19 protein-coding genes are annotated in these 16,815 nt (G+C 56.1%); 6 read left to right on the top strand and 13 right to left on the bottom strand.

What is annotated here, in order from left to right; genetic code table 11:
* Position 1 precedes the first annotated feature (1 nt).
* Positions 2-481 (top strand): pantetheine-phosphate adenylyltransferase, encoded by a 480-nt coding sequence (gene coaD / locus ACOTX5_RS22480; protein ID WP_015570040.1) that lies wholly within the window; start codon positions 2-4, stop codon positions 479-481.
* 2 nt (positions 482-483) lie between these two features.
* Here coaD and mutM read toward each other — a convergent pair whose 3' ends face one another.
* The 4 genes from mutM to radC all read right to left on the bottom strand — a co-directional run bounded on the left by mutM (position 484) and on the right by radC (position 2,675).
* Positions 484-1,293 carry a bifunctional DNA-formamidopyrimidine glycosylase/DNA-(apurinic or apyrimidinic site) lyase gene (mutM, locus tag ACOTX5_RS22485; RefSeq protein ID WP_003860879.1) on the bottom strand — a complete coding sequence of 270 codons (810 nt, stop codon included), beginning with the start codon at positions 1,291-1,293 and terminating at the stop codon, positions 484-486.
* A gap of 72 nt (positions 1,294-1,365) precedes the next feature.
* Positions 1,366-1,533: a 50S ribosomal protein L33 gene (gene rpmG, locus ACOTX5_RS22490; RefSeq protein ID WP_003024094.1), complete on the bottom strand. Its 168-nt coding sequence runs from the start codon at positions 1,531-1,533 to the stop codon at positions 1,366-1,368.
* 22 nt (positions 1,534-1,555) lie between these two features.
* On the bottom strand, positions 1,556-1,792 hold the full coding sequence (rpmB, locus tag ACOTX5_RS22495) for a 50S ribosomal protein L28 (RefSeq protein ID WP_002436699.1): 237 nt from the start codon (positions 1,790-1,792) through the stop codon (positions 1,556-1,558).
* A 217-nt stretch (positions 1,793-2,009) separates the two neighbouring features.
* Positions 2,010-2,675, bottom strand: a complete 666-nt coding sequence (gene radC / locus ACOTX5_RS22500) for a RadC family protein (protein ID WP_006812419.1) — start codon at positions 2,673-2,675, stop codon at positions 2,010-2,012.
* A gap of 173 nt (positions 2,676-2,848) precedes the next feature.
* Here radC and coaBC point away from each other — a divergent pair, with 173 nt between their 5' ends.
* From coaBC to slmA, 3 genes are all read left to right on the top strand, one after another.
* Positions 2,849-4,060, top strand: coding sequence for a bifunctional phosphopantothenoylcysteine decarboxylase/phosphopantothenate--cysteine ligase CoaBC (coaBC, locus tag ACOTX5_RS22505; RefSeq protein ID WP_169810231.1), 1,212 nt, complete (start codon positions 2,849-2,851; stop codon positions 4,058-4,060).
* Positions 4,038-4,496, top strand: coding sequence for a dUTP diphosphatase (gene dut / locus ACOTX5_RS22510; protein WP_015570042.1), 459 nt, complete (start codon positions 4,038-4,040; stop codon positions 4,494-4,496). Before coaBC ends, dut begins: the two co-directional genes overlap by 23 nt.
* 121 nt (positions 4,497-4,617) lie before the next feature.
* Positions 4,618-5,214 carry a nucleoid occlusion factor SlmA gene (gene slmA, locus ACOTX5_RS22515; RefSeq protein ID WP_003860901.1) on the top strand — a complete coding sequence of 199 codons (597 nt, stop codon included), beginning with the start codon at positions 4,618-4,620 and terminating at the stop codon, positions 5,212-5,214.
* Between the two features lie 82 nt (positions 5,215-5,296).
* Here the strand turns inward: slmA and pyrE are convergent, their stop codons facing one another.
* Together pyrE and rph are read right to left on the bottom strand one after the other, a co-directional pair.
* Positions 5,297-5,938 (bottom strand): orotate phosphoribosyltransferase, encoded by a 642-nt coding sequence (gene pyrE / locus ACOTX5_RS22520; protein ID WP_015570043.1) that lies wholly within the window; start codon positions 5,936-5,938, stop codon positions 5,297-5,299.
* A gap of 66 nt (positions 5,939-6,004) precedes the next feature.
* Positions 6,005-6,721, bottom strand: coding sequence for a ribonuclease PH (gene rph / locus ACOTX5_RS22525; RefSeq protein ID WP_015570044.1), 717 nt, complete (start codon positions 6,719-6,721; stop codon positions 6,005-6,007).
* 125 nt (positions 6,722-6,846) lie between these two features.
* Here rph and ACOTX5_RS22530 point away from each other — a divergent pair, with 125 nt between their 5' ends.
* Together ACOTX5_RS22530 and ACOTX5_RS22535 are read left to right on the top strand one after the other, a co-directional pair.
* Positions 6,847-7,710 (top strand): YicC/YloC family endoribonuclease, encoded by an 864-nt coding sequence (locus ACOTX5_RS22530; protein WP_003860907.1) that lies wholly within the window; start codon positions 6,847-6,849, stop codon positions 7,708-7,710.
* 208 nt (positions 7,711-7,918) lie between these two features.
* Positions 7,919-8,536 (top strand): trimeric intracellular cation channel family protein, encoded by a 618-nt coding sequence (locus ACOTX5_RS22535; protein WP_015570045.1) that lies wholly within the window; start codon positions 7,919-7,921, stop codon positions 8,534-8,536.
* Positions 8,537-8,562: 26 nt separating this feature from the next.
* On the opposite strand, the gene etk is transcribed toward ACOTX5_RS22535, so the two are convergent.
* From etk to ACOTX5_RS22570, 7 genes are all read right to left on the bottom strand, one after another.
* Positions 8,563-10,740, bottom strand: coding sequence for a tyrosine-protein kinase (gene etk / locus ACOTX5_RS22540; protein WP_047727033.1), 2,178 nt, complete (start codon positions 10,738-10,740; stop codon positions 8,563-8,565).
* A gap of 22 nt (positions 10,741-10,762) precedes the next feature.
* Positions 10,763-11,206 carry a phosphotyrosine protein phosphatase gene (locus ACOTX5_RS22545; protein WP_023295706.1) on the bottom strand — a complete coding sequence of 148 codons (444 nt, stop codon included), beginning with the start codon at positions 11,204-11,206 and terminating at the stop codon, positions 10,763-10,765.
* Positions 11,194-12,327 carry a polysaccharide export protein gene (locus ACOTX5_RS22550; RefSeq protein ID WP_032646765.1) on the bottom strand — a complete coding sequence of 378 codons (1,134 nt, stop codon included), beginning with the start codon at positions 12,325-12,327 and terminating at the stop codon, positions 11,194-11,196. Before ACOTX5_RS22550 ends, ACOTX5_RS22545 begins: the two co-directional genes overlap by 13 nt.
* 43 nt (positions 12,328-12,370) lie before the next feature.
* On the bottom strand, positions 12,371-14,464 hold the full coding sequence (locus tag ACOTX5_RS22555) for a YjbH domain-containing protein (RefSeq protein ID WP_072210230.1): 2,094 nt from the start codon (positions 14,462-14,464) through the stop codon (positions 12,371-12,373).
* Positions 14,464-15,201: a capsule biosynthesis GfcC family protein gene (locus ACOTX5_RS22560; protein WP_045142425.1), complete on the bottom strand. Its 738-nt coding sequence runs from the start codon at positions 15,199-15,201 to the stop codon at positions 14,464-14,466. Before ACOTX5_RS22560 ends, ACOTX5_RS22555 begins: the two co-directional genes overlap by 1 nt.
* Positions 15,198-15,842 carry a YjbF family lipoprotein gene (locus ACOTX5_RS22565; RefSeq protein ID WP_045142465.1) on the bottom strand — a complete coding sequence of 215 codons (645 nt, stop codon included), beginning with the start codon at positions 15,840-15,842 and terminating at the stop codon, positions 15,198-15,200. Before ACOTX5_RS22565 ends, ACOTX5_RS22560 begins: the two co-directional genes overlap by 4 nt.
* Positions 15,843-15,957: 115 nt before the next feature.
* A complete protein-coding gene (locus tag ACOTX5_RS22570; protein WP_017383628.1) occupies positions 15,958-16,254 on the bottom strand; it encodes a hypothetical protein in 297 nt (98 codons plus the stop codon).
* Positions 16,255-16,815 lie beyond the last annotated feature (561 nt).

A 16,815-nucleotide genomic window follows, 5' to 3' on the forward strand; every position in this document is an offset into this window, starting at 1 on the left:
CATGAGCACAAAAGCGATTTATCCGGGTACCTTCGATCCGATCACTAACGGTCATCTTGATATCATCACCCGTGCGGCGTGTATGTTCGACAAGGTGATTCTGGCCATTGCCGCCAGCCCGAGCAAAAAGCCGATGTTCGACCTGAACGAACGCGTGCAGCTTGCCACCGATGCGATTTCGCATCTGTCGAATGTTGAGGTCGTCGGATTCAGCGACTTGATGGCAAACTTTGCCCGTGACCGGCAGGCCAATATCCTGATCCGCGGTCTTCGCGCGGTAGCAGACTTCGAATATGAGATGCAGCTGGCACACATGAACCGCCATCTGATGCCGGAGCTGGAGAGCGTATTCCTGATGCCCTCCAAAGAGTGGTCCTTCATCTCTTCCTCACTGGTGAAAGAGGTGGCGCGCCATCACGGGGACGTTACCCACTTCCTGCCGGTTAACGTCCACCAGGCGTTGATGGAAAAGCTAAAGTAACCCTACTTCTGGCACTGACGGCAGTAAAACGTGGCGCGCTGAGCGTGCTTCGTGGCAATAATCGGCGTCCCGCAGGCTCTGCACGGCTCACCCTTACGGCCATAAACCTGCAACTCCTGCGCAAAATAGCCCGGCTTCCCGTCGCTTTGCAGGAAATCCTTCAGCGTCGTCCCGCCCTGCTCAATTGAGCGCAGCAGTACCGCTTTAATTACTCTGACCAGCAGCTCGCACTCCTGCGCCGACAGCGAGGAGGCCAGCCGATCGGGATGGATCCCGGCGGCAAACAACGATTCGCTGGCATAGATATTTCCCACGCCCACCACCAGCTTGTTATCCATCAGCCAGGGTTTAATCGGGGTTTTCTTTTTCGCGCACTTCTCTTTGAGATAATCCGCGTTAAACGCCTCTGACAGCGGCTCAGGTCCGAGATGCGCCAGCACGTTGTGTCCTTCCAGCTCTTTGGTCCACAGCCATGCGCCAAAGCGACGCGGGTCGGTGTAACGCAGCACTTTGCCGTTACTCATCACCAGATCAACGTGGTCGTGCTTTTCCGCAGGCAACTCTTCGGTGAGGATGCGCAGGCTTCCCGACATGCCCAGATGGATAATGATCCAGCCGTCAGGCAGCTCCAGCAGCAGGTATTTCGCGCGGCGCTGCACGCTCAGGACGGGTTTGTCGCTTAACGCGTGGATCTCATCGGACACCGGCCAGCGCAGACGCCCGTTGCGAACGACAGCATGAAGAATAGTCGCGCCAACCAGATGGGGCTCAATGCCGCGGCGGCTGGTCTCTACCTCAGGTAATTCAGGCATGGTTCCTCCGTTGAGATGCAGAATGCAAAAAACCCCGCAGTTGCGGGGTTTTTCAATACAAGGAGACTAAAATTATTTGATTTTAGCTTCTTTGTACAGTACGTGCTGGCGTACAACTGGATCGAATTTTTTCAGTTCCAGTTTTTCCGGCTTAGTACGTTTGTTCTTCGTGGTGGTGTAGAAGTGACCTGTACCAGCAGAAGAAACCAGCTTGATTTTCTCGCGAATACCTTTAGCCATGATTTATTTCCTCTTTAAGTACTTAGTACTTTTCGCCACGGGCACGCAGTTCGGACAGAACTGTATCGATGCCTTTCTTATCGATTACACGCATACCTTTAGCAGATACGCGCAGGGTGACAAAACGCTTCTCGCTCTCAACCCAGAAACGGTGAGAGTGCAGGTTCGGCAGGAAACGGCGTTTAGTCGCGTTCAGTGCGTGGGAACGGTTGTTACCGGTCACCGGACGCTTGCCAGTAACTTGGCAGACTCGGGACATGTCTATTCTCCAAAAATCAAATTAGCTCGAGCTTCGTATGGGGTATCGGCGCCTCGTCAGGCTTTACAGCCCGGTCATCGCATAGTTCTATTGAACTCTCGATTGCCAGGCCCAAATGCCAAACCCGAGATTCTCAAAGGTGGCGTAGTATACGCTGACTCGGCGGTGTGCTCAAGTCCCGAACAGACAAAGATCCCGATGGATCGCGAGAAAAGGCCTAAATCCAGCCACGTTCGGCAAAAGAAATGTACTCTCCGCGGCCAATTATCAGATGGTCCAGCACACGAATGTCCATGAATTGACAGCATTTGATAATACGTTCGGTAATTGCTTTGTCAGCTCTGCTTGGTTCTGCACAGCCAGAGGGGTGATTATGCGCGAGGATCACGCCGGCCGCATTCACTTTTATCGCTTCCCGCACAATTTCACGCGGATGCACCTCAACGTGGCTCAATGTTCCCGAAAAAAGGCGGGTATGTTTCAGTACCCGGTTTTTGTTATCGAGAAAGATCACCATAAAGATCTCCCGCTCCAGATCGGAGAGCTGGCTTTGCAGAAATTCGCGGGTCATGTCGGGGGTGAGGATCGGGTCTTCTTCCTCCATACGCACGTTGTAAAATCGCCGGGCCAGCTCGGCAATGCCCCGTAACTGGGCATATTTCGCCACGCCAATGCCCTCAACGTGCGTAAACGCCTCCAGCTCAGCGGTCAGCAATCCATACAGTGAACCGAAATGGTCTATCAGTTCTTTCGCCAGCGTAAATACCGTTTTCCCCGGCGTGCCTGTGCGTAAAAAGAGCGCCAGCAGCTCGTCGTCCTTTAACAACGTGACGCCATGACGCAGCATTTTTTCACGCGGTAGCAGCAGTTCAGTCTCTTCCATGCCCGGCCTCCTTCTGTTTGCCATTATGCTGCCACAGGCAAATTCGGGGTTCGACGCTGGCATTTCGTTCTTGCGTAACGCCTCGCAAAGTGAATTAAGGACATCATCACCCCGTTTTAGGGATTGTGATAAAATGCCCGCTCTCTGGTGAAACCCAACAGGAAAGAATCATGATGAGCCTGGCCGGTAAAAAAATCGTTCTTGGCGTCAGCGGCGGTATTGCTGCCTATAAAACGCCAGACCTGGTGCGCCGTTTGCGCGAGCGCGGGGCCGACGTACGGGTCGCGATCACCGAAGGCGGCAAAGCCTTTATCACCCCGCTGAGCCTGCAAGCCGTCTCGGGATACCCGGTATCCGACAGCCTGCTCGACCCGGCAGCCGAAGCCGCAATGGGCCACATTGAGCTGGGGAAATGGGCCGATCTGGTTATCCTTGCCCCCGCCACGGCAGATTTAATTGCCCGCGTGGCAGCCGGTATGGCGAACGATCTGGTAACGACCATTTGCCTCGCCACGCCTGCGCCCGTCGCGGTTGTGCCAGCAATGAACCAGCAGATGTACCGCAACGCCGCTACCCAGCATAATCTGGACACGCTGGCCTCGCGCGGCCTGCTGATTTGGGGACCGGACAGTGGCAGCCAGGCCTGCGGCGACGTTGGGCCAGGGCGTATGCTCGACCCATTGACGATTGTTGATATGGCCGCCGCCCATTTCTCGCCTGTCAACGATCTGCAACATCTCAACATCATGATTACCGCGGGCCCCACACGCGAGCCGCTGGACCCGGTGCGTTACATCACCAACCACAGCTCCGGCAAAATGGGCTTTGCGATTGCTGCCGCGGCAGCCAAACGCGGCGCGAACGTCACGCTAGTGAGCGGCCCGGTGTCGCTTACCACCCCTGCGTTTGTGCAGCGTATTGATGTAACGACCGCGCTGGAAATGGAAGCCGCCGTACAGGCACATGCTCAACAGCAGCATATTTTTATCGGCTGTGCGGCCGTCGCTGATTACCGCGCCGAAACCATTGCCGACGCCAAAATTAAAAAGCAAGGTGATGAATTAACAATAAAAATGGTGAAGAACCCGGATATCGTTGCCGGTGTCGCCGTATTGAAAACTCATCGACCTTACGTTGTTGGGTTTGCCGCAGAAACGAATAATGTGGAAGAATATGCCCGGCAAAAACGTACCCGCAAAAACCTCGATTTGATTTGCGCGAACGACGTATCGCTGTCCACGCAAGGATTTAACAGCGACAGCAACGCATTGCACCTTTTCTGGCAGGATGGAGATAAAGTCTTACCGCTTGAGCGCAAAGAACTCCTGGGCCAACACTTACTGGACGAGATCGTTACCCGTTATGATGAAAAAAATCGACGTTAAGATTCTGGACCCGCGCGTTGGCGAGCAATTTCCGCTGCCAACGTATGCCACCTCCGGCTCTGCCGGTCTTGACCTGCGCGCCTGTCTTGATGACGCCGTAGAACTGGCGCCAGGTGCAACGACCCTGATCCCGACCGGGCTGGCGATTCACATTGCTGACCCGTCACTGGCAGCGGTGATCCTGCCGCGCTCTGGCCTGGGCCACAAGCATGGCGTCGTGCTGGGTAATCTGGTCGGCCTGATCGATTCTGACTATCAGGGTCAGCTGATGGTATCCGTCTGGAACCGTGGCCAGGACAGCTTCACCATTGAGCCGGGCGAGCGTATCGCGCAGATGGTGTTTGTACCGGTGGTGCAGGCAGAATTTAACCTGGTGGCAGACTTCGACGCTACCGACCGTGGCGAAGGCGGCTTCGGCCATTCCGGGCGCAAATAACCGCCCGACAAACACGCATCTCACAGCGCCATAATGCAATAACAAACCGCAAACGTCAGTTTGCGGGTCGCTGTGTGGTTGCCAGCCTGACAAGTGCTTATTTTCAGGGGTATTTTGTAACATGGCAGAAAAACAAACCGCGAAAAGGAATCGTCGCGAAGAAATACTTCAATCTCTGGCTCTGATGCTTGAATCCAGCGACGGCAGTCAACGCATCACCACCGCAAAACTGGCGGCCTCTGTGGGCGTGTCAGAGGCGGCGCTGTATCGTCATTTCCCGAGCAAAACCCGGATGTTTGACAGCCTGATCGAGTTTATCGAAGACAGCCTGATCACGCGCATCAACCTGATTCTGAAGGATGAAAAAGACACCAGCACGCGTCTGCGTCTGATTGTGCTGCTGATTCTGGGCTTTGGTGAACGTAACCCGGGTCTGACCCGTATTCTGACCGGCCACGCGCTGATGTTTGAACAGGATCGTCTGCAAGGCCGTATAAACCAGCTTTTTGAGCGTATCGAAGCCCAGCTGCGTCAGGTTCTGCGCGAGAAGAAAATGCGGGAGGGCGAGGGATATAATACGGATGAGACCCTGCTGGCAAGCCAGATCCTGGCTTTTTGCGAAGGGATGCTCTCCCGGTTTGTGCGCAGCGAGTTTAAATATCGACCAACGGACGATTTTGACGCCCGCTGGCCGTTAGTGGCTGCTCAGTTACAGTAACGCCATCGCCGGATGGCGGCTTCGCCTTATCCGGCCTACGAACGGGTAGGCCCGGTAAGCGTAGCGCCGCCGGGCAATTGAATTATACGCCAAACTCTTCGCGGTATTGACGCACCGCCGCCAGATGATCAGCCATCTCAGGCTTCTCTTCCAGATACGCAATCAGGTCTTTCAGCGTGATAATCGACGTGACCTTGCAGCCATAATCGCGCTCCACTTCCTGAATAGCAGAGATGTCGCCGCGCCCGCGCTCCTGACGATCGAGCGAAATCAGCACACCCGCAAGCGTTGCGCCGTTAGCCTGGATAATCTCCATCGATTCACGGATCGCGGTACCTGCGGTGATCACGTCATCCACCAGCATCACACGCCCCTGCAACGCACTGCCTACCAGATTGCCGCCTTCACCGTGGGTTTTGGCCTCTTTACGGTTAAAGCAGTACGGTACGTCGCGGTCATGGTGCTCCGCCAGCGCTACCGCCGTGGTGGTTGCGATTGGAATGCCTTTGTACGCGGGGCCAAACAGCAGGTCGAAATCAATCCCGGAATCCACCAGCGCTTCGGCATAGAAGCGGCCTAACAGTGCCAGGTCGCGCCCGGTATTAAACAGTCCGGCGTTGAAGAAATACGGGCTTTTACGCCCGGATTTCAGCGTGAACTCGCCAAACTTAAGTACCTGCTTGTTAAGCGCAAACTCAATAAACTGGCGCTGATACGATTTCATGGATTTGCTCCTTTGTCTTTTCAGTCTTACAGGCAAAAAAAAGGCGACTCATTGGTCGCCTTAAAATCAATTTTCTAACGCCGCTTTCTGCGTCGCTACAATAGATTCGATTCCCCCTCGGGCCAACGCCAGCAAGGTGAGCAGTTCTTCGTGAGTGAATGGCTCGCCTTCTGCCGTACCCTGCACTTCAATGATGCGACCATCTTCGGTCATCACCACGTTCATGTCGGTTTCTGCGGCAGAATCTTCAACGTATTCCAGATCGCAAAGCGCCTCGCCGTTAACGATACCAACGGAGACAGCAGCAACCATCCCTTTCATTGGGTTGGTTTTCAGCTTACCGGCGGCAACCAGCTTGTTCAGGGCATCTGCCAGCGCCACACAGGCACCGGTAATAGAGGCCGTACGCGTGCCACCATCGGCCTGGATCACGTCGCAGTCCAGCGTGATGGTGAACTCACCCAGCGTTTTCAGGTCAACCGCGGCGCGGAGCGCACGCGCGATCAGGCGCTGGATCTCCATAGTACGACCGCCCTGCTTACCTTTTGCCGCTTCACGGGCATTACGGGTATGGGTTGCGCGCGGCAACATACCGTATTCGGCGGTGATCCACCCCTGGCCCTGACCTTTCAGGAAGCGAGGCACGCCCTCTTCAATGGACGCGGTGCAAAGCACCTTGGTGTCACCAAACTCAACCAGCACGGAGCCTTCAGCGTGTTTTGTATAGTTACGGGTCAGGGTGACGGGACGCACCTGGTTGGCGCTACGACCTGCTGGACGCATGATGGATTCTCCGGCTTGAAACGAATGTGGCTGCGCATTATACGGATAAAGGACGCTTATTCCTATCCTGAGAAGCCCCTGAAAGCTATAATCCCCCCATCTCTCCTTTAAAAACGGGAATGTCTATGATCCGCAGTATGACCGCCTACGCCCGGCGTGAAATCAAGGGTAGCTGGGGTAGCGCTACCTGGGAAATGCGCTCGGTAAACCAGCGCTATCTGGAAACGTATTTCCGTATGCCGGAACAGTTCCGCAGCCTGGAGCCTGTGGTGCGTGAGCGTATCCGTACGCGTCTGACCCGCGGGAAAGTGGAATGTAATTTGCGTTTTGAGCCCGATGCCAGTGCACAGGGCGAACTGATCCTGAACGAAAAGCTGGCAAAACAGCTGGTTAATGCGGCGAACTGGGTCAAAATGCAAAGCGATGAAGGCGAGATCAACCCGGTTGATATTCTGCGCTGGCCTGGCGTGATGGCCGCCGGAGAGCAGGATCTGGACGCGATTACCGCTGAGATCCTGGCTGCACTCGACGGCACGCTGGACGACTTTATCGTTGCCCGCGAAACCGAAGGCCAGGCGCTGAAAGCGATGATTGAGCAACGCCTTGAAGGCGTGAGCGCCGAAGTCGCTAAAGTGCGCGCTCATATGCCAGAAGTGCTGCAATGGCAGCGTGAGCGTCTTGTCGCCAAACTGGAAGAGGCGGAAGTTCAGCTGGAAAACAACCGTCTGGAACAAGAGCTGGTGCTGATGGCGCAGCGTGTGGACGTGGCTGAAGAGCTGGATCGTCTGGAAGCGCACGTTAAAGAGACCTACAACATTCTGAAGAAGAAAGAAGCGGTAGGCCGCCGTCTCGACTTTATGATGCAGGAGTTCAACCGCGAGTCGAACACGCTGGCGTCTAAGTCTATCAATGCAGAGGTAACCAATTCAGCGATTGAGCTGAAGGTCCTGATTGAGCAGATGCGCGAGCAGATCCAGAATATCGAGTAATTCCTTTCAGGGTGGTGTTGCCTCGCACACCACCCATTACTTTTTCTAATCCTTATTTAGCCTTACTTTCTTTTCCTCCCGCCTTATCACAAGCCCGCCAGGCATGCGTTGATAAATTTCTGTAGGGCAAACCCCCTCGCCTTAGAAAATCTCAATCGTGATCTTCCGCACAAATCGCTAATCTCCTCCTCTTCATTCCGGAGGGTTTATGCTGCTTCACATTCTCTATCTTATTGGCATTACCGCAGAAGCCATGACCGGCGCGCTCGCTGCCGGACGTCGCCGTATGGACACCTTCGGCGTGATTATTATTGCCACGGCCACCGCGCTCGGCGGCGGGTCCGTGCGCGATATCCTGCTTGGCCATTATCCGCTCGGCTGGGTAAAAAACCCTGAGTACGTCATTATCGTGGCAACGGCAGCCGTGCTAACCACGATTGTGGCCCCGGTGATGCCTCATCTGCGCCGCGTGTTTCTGGTGCTGGATGCGCTTGGGCTGATTGTTTTTTCCATCATTGGCGCACAAATCGCTCTCGATATGGGTGAAGGCCCGGTTATCGCCACCATTGCTGCCGTGATCACGGGCGTGTTTGGCGGGGTGCTGCGGGATATGTTCTGCAAGCGTATCCCGCTGGTTTTCCAGAAGGAACTGTATGCCGGCATCTCCTTTGCCGCGGCAGTGCTTTATGTCGCCTTGCAGCACTATGTCACCAGCCACGATGTGGTGGTTATCTCCACCCTGCTGTTTGGCTTCACCGCGCGTATGCTGGCATTGCGCCTTAAGCTGGGCCTTCCCGTTTTTCATTACAAACACAATGCGCATTAATGTCAGAACGGGCAGGCGCCGGATAATCAATTACTCGAATAGTTGTAACCGTAGTGATGATAGCCGTAGCCGTAAGCGTTGCTTGCCCGCTTAACGACGCCGTTGAGAATCACCCCTTTGGTATTGACGCCACTCTGCTCCAGACGCTGTACACAGACCAGCATCTCCTTCACGCTGTTCATCCCGAAGCGGGCGACCAGCAGCGTGGTGCCTGTGCGACGACCGACAACAGCCGCGTCGGTGACCGCCAGGATCGGTGGCGTATCGATAATCACCAGATCGTAGCGTTCATTCGCCCAGTCCAGCAGCTGCTGGAAACGCGTATGCATCAGAAGCTCCGCCGGATTAGGGGGGATCTGCCCGCGCACGATGGTATCGAACCCGCCTTTATCGAAGGTCTGAACGCCCTGGGTATACTCCGCCTTACCGGACAACATCTCCGATAAGCCGCAGGTATTGTCGAGCTTAAACAGATCATGGGCATACCCGCGACGCATATCCGCATCAATATAGAGCACTTTCTGGCCCGCCTGCGCCACGACGGCCGCCAGGGTACTGCTGACAAAGGTTTTACCGCTGTCAGGCGTGGCGCCAGAGATCATCAGTATATTGTTCGCTGACTCCATCATCGCAAAATGCAGACTGGTGCGCAGGCCGCGAATCGCCTCCACGGAGAGATCGACCGGGTTATCCGCCGCCAGGAAGGGGATATGTTTGGTCTTATGGCGCAGCCCTGAGGACATAAAGTCTTTTTTGCGCAAACGCATCTTTTTAGCCAGCCATTCCGACAGCGGTACGGTGGCATAGACGTTAATCCCATGCTCCTCCAGCTGCTCCGGCGTTTCAATGCCCATACGCAGCATACTGCGCGCCAGGATCCAGCCCACAGAGACGAACAGACCCAGGAGAACCCCCAGAACGACGACCAGCGCTTTTTTCGGCTTGACTGGCTGCGGCCGGGTCACGGCCGGATCGATAATGCGGACGTTACCAATTGCGCTCGACCGGGCGATGCTCAGCTCCTGTTCGCGGTTAAGCAGCTGCTGGTAGATAACGCGTCCCGACTCCACATCACGGCTCAGGCGCAACACCTCCTGCTGGGTTGACGGCATGGACGATACCCGTTTATTCAGGCGGTTTTTTTCCTGCTCCAGCGTCTGGCGTTTCTCAATCAGCGCCCGGTAGGTGGGGTGATCTTTTTTGTAGAGCTGCGAAATTTCCGCTTCCCGGAAGGTCAGTTCATTGAGCTGATTGTCCGCATTTACAATCTGCTCCAGCACCGCTTTTGCCTCCAGGTTCAGGTCAACGGAGTCATTTTGCTGGCGATAGCGGTTGAGCTTCTCCTCGGCCTGGTCCAGCTCGCTGCGCACCTGCGGAAGCTGCTGCTTCAAAAATTGCAGGCTTTTCGCATCCTGCGCCGCCTGGCGAGCCACGTTCTGTTGTAAATAGTTATCGGCGATGCAGTTAAGCACGCGCGCCATCTCATCGGGATCTTCCCCCGTGATGGTCAGGCCAAGCATCCCACTGTCCTTGCTGCGCTCGCTCACGGAAAAACGCAGCTGTAGCGCGTCAATGGCCTCCAGCTCGCTCAGCTGTGTAATCGTAAATTGCGTACCCGGCTTCGCCTGGATAGCGGCAATGGTAATGGCGATATTCGCCGCGCTCAGCGGCTGTCCCACGACGCCCTGTAACGTCACGTTATCGCCTTCCAGCTGATAGTGGCCCTTCTCGCCGACGGTCAGCGTCAGCTTTTGCGCCCGGCCCGCGACAGGGGGAAGATTGAGCATACGGATATCGACGATGCCAGGCTGTTGCCCGGTGAGCCGCGCCCAGCCGCGTCCGACAAGGGGAAAATAGTTTTCACTTACCTGCGTGCGCAGGTTCAGGTCATCAATCGTTTTACCGAGGATCATGCGCGACTGGAGAAGCTGAAGCTCCGGCGCCGACTCAGGCGAGGAGTCAGGGATGAACTCGCTAAGGTTACTGAGTAGCGCGTTGCCCTGCTTCTGTTCCACCTGTATCAGCGCATCGGCCTGATAAACTGGTGTGGCAAAGAGCGCATAAAGCAGTGCCGCCAGCGTGAACAGCGCGGTAAGGATGAGAATAAATTTTCGATGGTCGAGCAGCTCACCCAACAGGCGCACCAGATCGATCTCGTTATTCGCGGCAGACGCATCATGGGCGTGAAGGTTATTTGTTGACATAAAACGTAACTATCCCGTGTGATTAACTGAGCCGTTTCGCCCATTCCAGACTGGCCTGCTCCAGCAGCCCATAAACATATTCAAATGCGTCCCGGTTTTTACGGTAGGGGTCCGGGATCTCTTTTCTGCCCGTCCAGTGACCAAAGAGCATCATTTTGCCGCGCGCCTCCGGTGCGATAGCCGTGACCTGCTCGATATGTTCCAGCTCCATCGCCAGAATCAGATCGTAGTCGCGCACCATGGCGGCGGTGAGCCTGCGCGCCACGTGGCCCTCAAGCAGGGTGCCGCGTTCGGCGGCGATCTCTGTCGCCTGTGAATCGGCGGTGCGCCCTTCCAGGCCACAAATTCCCGCTGAATCGACCCGGGCGGCGGGAAGCAGCCGGCGCAGCAGCCGTTCCCCAATGGGAGAGCGGCAGATATTGCCGGTACAGATCACCAGGATGGCGTTAAACGTTAGTTTGGCCATGTTCTGATATATCTCCCTGTTTCAGTCAGGTCATGTACGCCGGTAATGGTCGGCACAAGCTGAGAGATCACGCGGTTCCAGCGCACCAGCGGCGCGGTGGTGACATAGACGATGTCGTAAGGCTCAAGCTGAAATTCGGTGCTCAACACCATCGCGGTGGCATCCCGGGCGTTAAGCTGGTAGACGTTGGCGATTTTGCCGTTCTGCTTGCCCTGCAACGGACGAATCACAAAGATCCCTGTGGCGTCGGCCATATCCTGATTTACGCCCTGCGCATTACCCAGCGCTTCCGCCAGCGTCATGCCGCTACGGTCCATCTTCAGGGTGCTCTGTTTACCCACCTCGCCCATGACAAACACTTTCAGGTCGTCATTACGGGGAATGAAGAGAATATCGCCCGGATAGAGGAGTTTGTTCTGGGTGAGATCGCCGCGCTGCATCAGCGCGTAGAGAGAAATGTGCGTGTCCTGGCCGTTATGGGTCAGCACCACGTGGCGCCAGTCCGCCTCCGACGTCAGGCCGCCTGCCGCATTGATCGCATCCATTATGGTCAGCGGAATGTTAGTGATGGGCTGCTGGCCCGACTTAGCCACTTCGCCCGTCACGTAGGCTTTTTGCGAGCGGAACGCCGCGACGCTGACATCCACCTGCGGGCTCTCAATCACCGAGTCCAGCCGGGCGGCGATCTCATCGCGCACCTGGGCCAGCGTTTTGCCGACGACGCGGATTTTGCCGATATAGGGGTAGAAGATCGTGCCATCGGCATTCACCCAGTTGCCCGTATCGCTGGCGCTACGGTACTGACCTGCGGGGGTGGTCAGCTCCGGGTGGTCCCAGACGGTAACCATCAGCACGTCGCCGACGCCGATGCGATATTGGTAGTTCTGAAGCTGGCGATCCAGTTCAGGATTCGCGCGGGAGTCGACTTTGCCAGGCAGCAACTGCTCCACCAGCCCCGGCGTGAGCGGATAGACGTTGACCATCTTATTCAGATCGTAATTGCTGTCAGGCAGATCGATAATATCTTTGCCCTGGGTGCTAAGTCCCTGGCCCGGTACGATAGTACAACCGCTTAACGCCATCATAGCCAACGCAAGCACGGAAAATTTAACGTTTTTCATTCAGGAAAATCATCTGGTTAAGTAATGCCTGTTTCATCCGGTACTACTGCCCTACCGGGGTTTCGCGTTCTGACGTCATGTCATAGAGCTGATATTTACGGCCTAACATCTGGCCGCCATCACGCGTGAGAGGCGTCCACGAGACCACCGCCCGGTTGCGATTTGGGCCGATCGTCATCAGATCAAGCGGGATCGAGATGTAGAAGCCTTTGCTAAAGCCACCTTCGCCATAATCCTCTTTCGAGACGTTGGTCAGCGCCGCCCAGACGCCTACCGTCACGCCGCTGTCGAATCGCTTCGCGACGTCGAGGGTGGCGCCTTTATCCTTCGCCAGGTACTGCCCGACGCTCAGCTTCATCAGCACGCTGTTGAGCTTCGCCGGGTTCCAGTAGGCGGTGATAAATCCGGTTGGCGCGCTGTAGTCGGTGAAGCGCATCATGTCGTCCCAGTCGCGCTGCTTGACGTAGTTCGCATCCACGCCCAGCGCCCAGTCGCTATCAAGCGGGCGCCAGAGCGCCTCTGCTCCCACGCCGCCGTACATGGTTTCGAGGTAGCCGCCATAAATCTGGGCATAGAAGCCGTGCCCCAGCGCATCGACATAGTTGGCCTGTAAGTTGTTGATGTAGACGTCATTGCTGACGTAATCGCGAATATGGGTTCTGACGCGCGGCAGGCTGGAATCGGCGGGGAGTAGCGAGGATTTGAACTTGTCGTAGTTGTTATAGAGGTTGGCGAACACGCCGCCGTCGAGCAGCAGACGGTCGGTCAGCCAGTAGTTGGCGCTGGCCATCACGCCCACCTGGAACATATAGAAATCTTCCGGACCGCCCAGCGACTGCGCCAGCGTCGGTTTGACGCTGTAGCTGAAGCGATCGGCGCGAATACGGTAGCCGCGCCCGAACGCTGTGGTATCCACAGGCTCGACGCGCTGCTGCCTGAGCGCCTCCTCCTGGCCGAGCGGCTGTCCCGCCAGCTGTTTGCGCAGGCTGGTGACATCGGTTTGCGTCGTGACCAGCGGCAGATGGTCACGCCGCTGGGTGATAGCGATCGTGTCGACCCCGTCGGGCAGGTTATTGATCAGAATACGGTTGGCGCGATCCACCGCTTCGCGCGGATCGCGATAGCGATACTGTTCGCCGGTCATGTATAAGGTATTGCCGTGCTGAAGGATCTCCGGCGCATCGAAGCCTGCGTTGTACTTAAGCGCGGTGAGCTGGTTTGCCGCCGAGGTATAGTCCAGCGTCTCGCCTGCCGGTGCCGGTTGCCAGGCCGGTTTCGGGTTATCACGCAGCGCGGGGCGCAGATCGTTAAAATTGGTGCGCAGGGTGAAGCCAAACATCAGCGTATTGCCGCGCTCGTAGCTGAGGTTGAGATCGGCCCAGTCGGCAACGCGATAGACTGCCCCCACGTTGATATGGCTCGACTGCTTAATGGAGCCGGCAAAATCATCGGCATAATTGTTGCCGTCATACTCGAGCTTCAGGCGCAGGGGCTGCCAGGGCGTCTGATACTGGAGGCCGCCAAACAGCGACGCCGGTCCACGAAACATATCGCTAAAGCTGATATCCCCGGCATCATGCGATTCGCCGCGGGTGCAATACTTATTGTTGTCGTGGCACAGCGGGTTACCCACGTTGTCGCTATTACCGGGATATCCCCAGGCTATTCCAAAGGTAAAATCGACCGGTCCGGCCATTTTACTGGCAACCAGATATTCACCGTCGAACAGGCCGGTGCCCGCAATATCGCGCTTGCCGAGCGCCACCTGCGGCAGGCTATAGTCCTCTTCCCACAGACGAACCTTAAAATCGAACGACTTATCCTTGTAGCTTTGATCGCCGCTGAAATCCTCGTCGCTGCTGTATTTGCGGGTGCGGACGTCGGTATAACGAATCGTCCCTTCCAGCCACGGAAAGAGCACGACCGAAGAGGAGTAAAAACGATACTGGTTGTTATCGCGGTAGTTGACGCTGAATTCCCCTTCCCGACCAAAGCGCGCGTCGGGCATTTGCATCAGGCCGGTGCCGCCAAAGTCGGACTGTGAAGGTCCGGTCGGATCGGGCCAGGTACGCAGCTCCGCGTGGCAGGCAGAAGAGATCGCCAGAGCAAGGCCGCTCAGTAAAAAAAGTTTGTTCATCAGTCAGGTATCCGCCGCGTCAGGAGCGCAACGATTTGCTCATTCAGACCGGTAAAATCGTCCGGCACCGCCCGGGGATCAAACCCCACCCACAGAACAGCGCCCGGCTCTGCTTCAATATGGCGTGCGTTCCAGTACGCCACCGGCGCAACAACCCTACTGCCGTCAGGATCGATAACGGTCACGTTATTCCTGTCGGCGCCAGCCAGCCGCAGCTGCCCCTGTAAGTAATCCCTGATGCTTGCGCCCGGTCGCCAGGCCAGTTTCCCCGGTGTGGCGACCGCCCCCATCAGCGTGACGGTGCGGGGCGCAGGCGAGAGCCACAGATCGTAACGGCCCTCAAGGGAACGATCGCCGCGGGCGTCGGTACGCACGGCGTCTGGATCGAGGCTGACAAACTGCCGCCCGACGATCCGCAGGGAGCGGATCTGTGCAGCGACAGCGCGAATGGTCGCGATCCGCTCGTCATCGGCGCGATTCTGCCAGGCTGAAAGCGACGCCAGCACCTGCTGTTGCGTCTGTTGCGCGCGCCGCGTGGCGGAAGGGGTTGCGATGACAGCGCCCTGCCACCAGACGTTGTTCAGCTGCGGCTGGGTGACCAGCCGGGAGAGCGTATCAGCCGGTTCAGCAGACCACGTTTTGCCCGGCTGATGCACGGTAACGACGCTTGCGCATAAGGCGGGCAGGCTGAAGAGAGATAGCCCTACACCAGGTAACCATTTTCTGAGTCTGTTCATGGGGCGGGCTTCAACATCGTCATGGCGACAGGGAATACGCCCGCGCCGAGCATCTGTTCGCTCTGGCGTACCTGGCCGGTGGCGGAATCAATCCAGAAGGTGTTATGCCAGCGACGATCGAGGCCGTCGGCCTGCACCGTCTCCTGCCAGACCTGACAACGTAGCGTATTTCCGGCAAGGGTCAGGTTTTCCATCCCGCTCAGGGAGAAGCGCGAGGTCAGGTGTGCGGAGCGATACCGCCCCTCTTCCTGCCAGCGCACATCACGCGACCACTGGCTGCCGTCGCGGAGCTGCGGCGTGTGGCGCAGCGGATCGTGCTCAAGATTGGTTACCTCAAGCAGGTTATAAGGGAGCTTGAGCGTGTGGATAAGGCGACCGTTATGCGTAACGATCATCGCATTATCCTGCGATAACCACTTACTGTTTCCCTGTTCGATGTATCCGAGAACCACCAGGATCCTCGGGCCATTATCCAGACGCAGGTACATGGTTGAGTATGGGAGCGCCTGAATCTGCCCGTCCGTTACCGTCACATCCTGGCGCCCGTCCAGGCTGGCGTTAAAGGTCTCAATAATGCTCTGCTGGCTCGGCGTACATCCCTGGATCAGCAGAGTCATGATGAGCAGAATAAACAGTCTCACCAGAAATCCTTGATTAAATAACATTGAAATCAATTAAATACCCGGCTTTGATATTTCCGCCGGGTCAAGTCGTTGCGCTGTTCAGCGCAAAGCTATATCGCCTTGCGCGCCAGCCTTAGCGGGTAACTGTCGTCGTGGAAGTACCATTGCCTGAGTCATCGCCACTGTCGCTTGCCGCGACAACGGCTAACGTCGCTACGCCGGCAATCGCAGCGGTGGTGACAACAGCGGTTGTCCCAATCGCGCCTGCCGCCAGTCCTCCCGTAGTGCCAGCGGTAGTTCCCACCGTTGCTCCGGTTGTTGTACCGGTTGTTGCTGCGCTGGTGCTACCTGCTTCGGTGGTAGCGCCTATAGCAGGCAGGGCAGTCGCCAGCGTGAGTGCCGTCAGCACTGTACAAAGCGTCCTTTTCATTTTTGGTCCTCATTCAAATGAAGGAAAATATGAGCACCTGGAAACCAGGTCCCGGTTAACGGGCATAAAGCCCGGGGCTGAATTCCGGCCCGACAGGGACGGAAAATCATCCATGTAAAAGCCCTGGGCTCTGAACACCAGCGCATATAAACCGCCAGGATATATTTCGGTACCCTTAATTGCTTCAATTGGAGTTCAGATAGTTAACTCCCTCACGGGGTGCAAAAAGAAAGGAAAACGCAGAAGTGATGCGAAATGCACCCCAGCGGTAACTACCTTAAAAATTTTGGATAAGATAATTCTTATAATAATTTGACGCAATGATTTCCGGCAGAATAAATATGACCAATTGTTAACCAAGAAAAACTCAACACATTATTAATAAAACAGTTAAGTGATTGAAATTAAAAGTAACACCTCATTCAGCATACAGGCTACATCACCCTGATGAATCCCCTAATGATTTTGGTAAAAATCATTAAGTTAAGGTGGATACACATCTTGTCATATGATCAAATGGTTTCGCGAAAAATCAATAATCAGACAACAAGATGTGCGAAC

This window comes from Enterobacter cloacae complex sp. IR5441 (assembly GCF_049238215.1).
Lineage (GTDB): Bacteria > Pseudomonadota > Gammaproteobacteria > Enterobacterales > Enterobacteriaceae > Enterobacter > Enterobacter hormaechei_C.

Coding starts and splice junctions, on each gene's coding strand:
- coaD (WP_015570040.1), top strand. CDS start 2: ATGAGCACAAAAGCGATTTATCCGGGTACCTTCGATCCGATCACTAAC.
- mutM (WP_003860879.1), bottom strand. CDS start 1,293: ATGCCTGAATTACCTGAGGTAGAGACCAGCCGCCGCGGCATTGAGCCC.
- rpmG (WP_003024094.1), bottom strand. CDS start 1,533: ATGGCTAAAGGTATTCGCGAGAAAATCAAGCTGGTTTCTTCTGCTGGT.
- rpmB (WP_002436699.1), bottom strand. CDS start 1,792: ATGTCCCGAGTCTGCCAAGTTACTGGCAAGCGTCCGGTGACCGGTAAC.
- radC (WP_006812419.1), bottom strand. CDS start 2,675: ATGGAAGAGACTGAACTGCTGCTACCGCGTGAAAAAATGCTGCGTCAT.
- coaBC (WP_169810231.1), top strand. CDS start 2,849: ATGAGCCTGGCCGGTAAAAAAATCGTTCTTGGCGTCAGCGGCGGTATT.
- dut (WP_015570042.1), top strand. CDS start 4,038: ATGATGAAAAAAATCGACGTTAAGATTCTGGACCCGCGCGTTGGCGAG.
- slmA (WP_003860901.1), top strand. CDS start 4,618: ATGGCAGAAAAACAAACCGCGAAAAGGAATCGTCGCGAAGAAATACTT.
- pyrE (WP_015570043.1), bottom strand. CDS start 5,938: ATGAAATCGTATCAGCGCCAGTTTATTGAGTTTGCGCTTAACAAGCAG.
- rph (WP_015570044.1), bottom strand. CDS start 6,721: ATGCGTCCAGCAGGTCGTAGCGCCAACCAGGTGCGTCCCGTCACCCTG.
- ACOTX5_RS22530 (WP_003860907.1), top strand. CDS start 6,847: ATGATCCGCAGTATGACCGCCTACGCCCGGCGTGAAATCAAGGGTAGC.
- ACOTX5_RS22535 (WP_015570045.1), top strand. CDS start 7,919: ATGCTGCTTCACATTCTCTATCTTATTGGCATTACCGCAGAAGCCATG.
- etk (WP_047727033.1), bottom strand. CDS start 10,740: ATGTCAACAAATAACCTTCACGCCCATGATGCGTCTGCCGCGAATAAC.
- ACOTX5_RS22545 (WP_023295706.1), bottom strand. CDS start 11,206: ATGGCCAAACTAACGTTTAACGCCATCCTGGTGATCTGTACCGGCAAT.
- ACOTX5_RS22550 (WP_032646765.1), bottom strand. CDS start 12,327: ATGAAAAACGTTAAATTTTCCGTGCTTGCGTTGGCTATGATGGCGTTA.
- ACOTX5_RS22555 (WP_072210230.1), bottom strand. CDS start 14,464: ATGAACAAACTTTTTTTACTGAGCGGCCTTGCTCTGGCGATCTCTTCT.
- ACOTX5_RS22560 (WP_045142425.1), bottom strand. CDS start 15,201: ATGAACAGACTCAGAAAATGGTTACCTGGTGTAGGGCTATCTCTCTTC.
- ACOTX5_RS22570 (WP_017383628.1), bottom strand. CDS start 16,254: ATGAAAAGGACGCTTTGTACAGTGCTGACGGCACTCACGCTGGCGACT.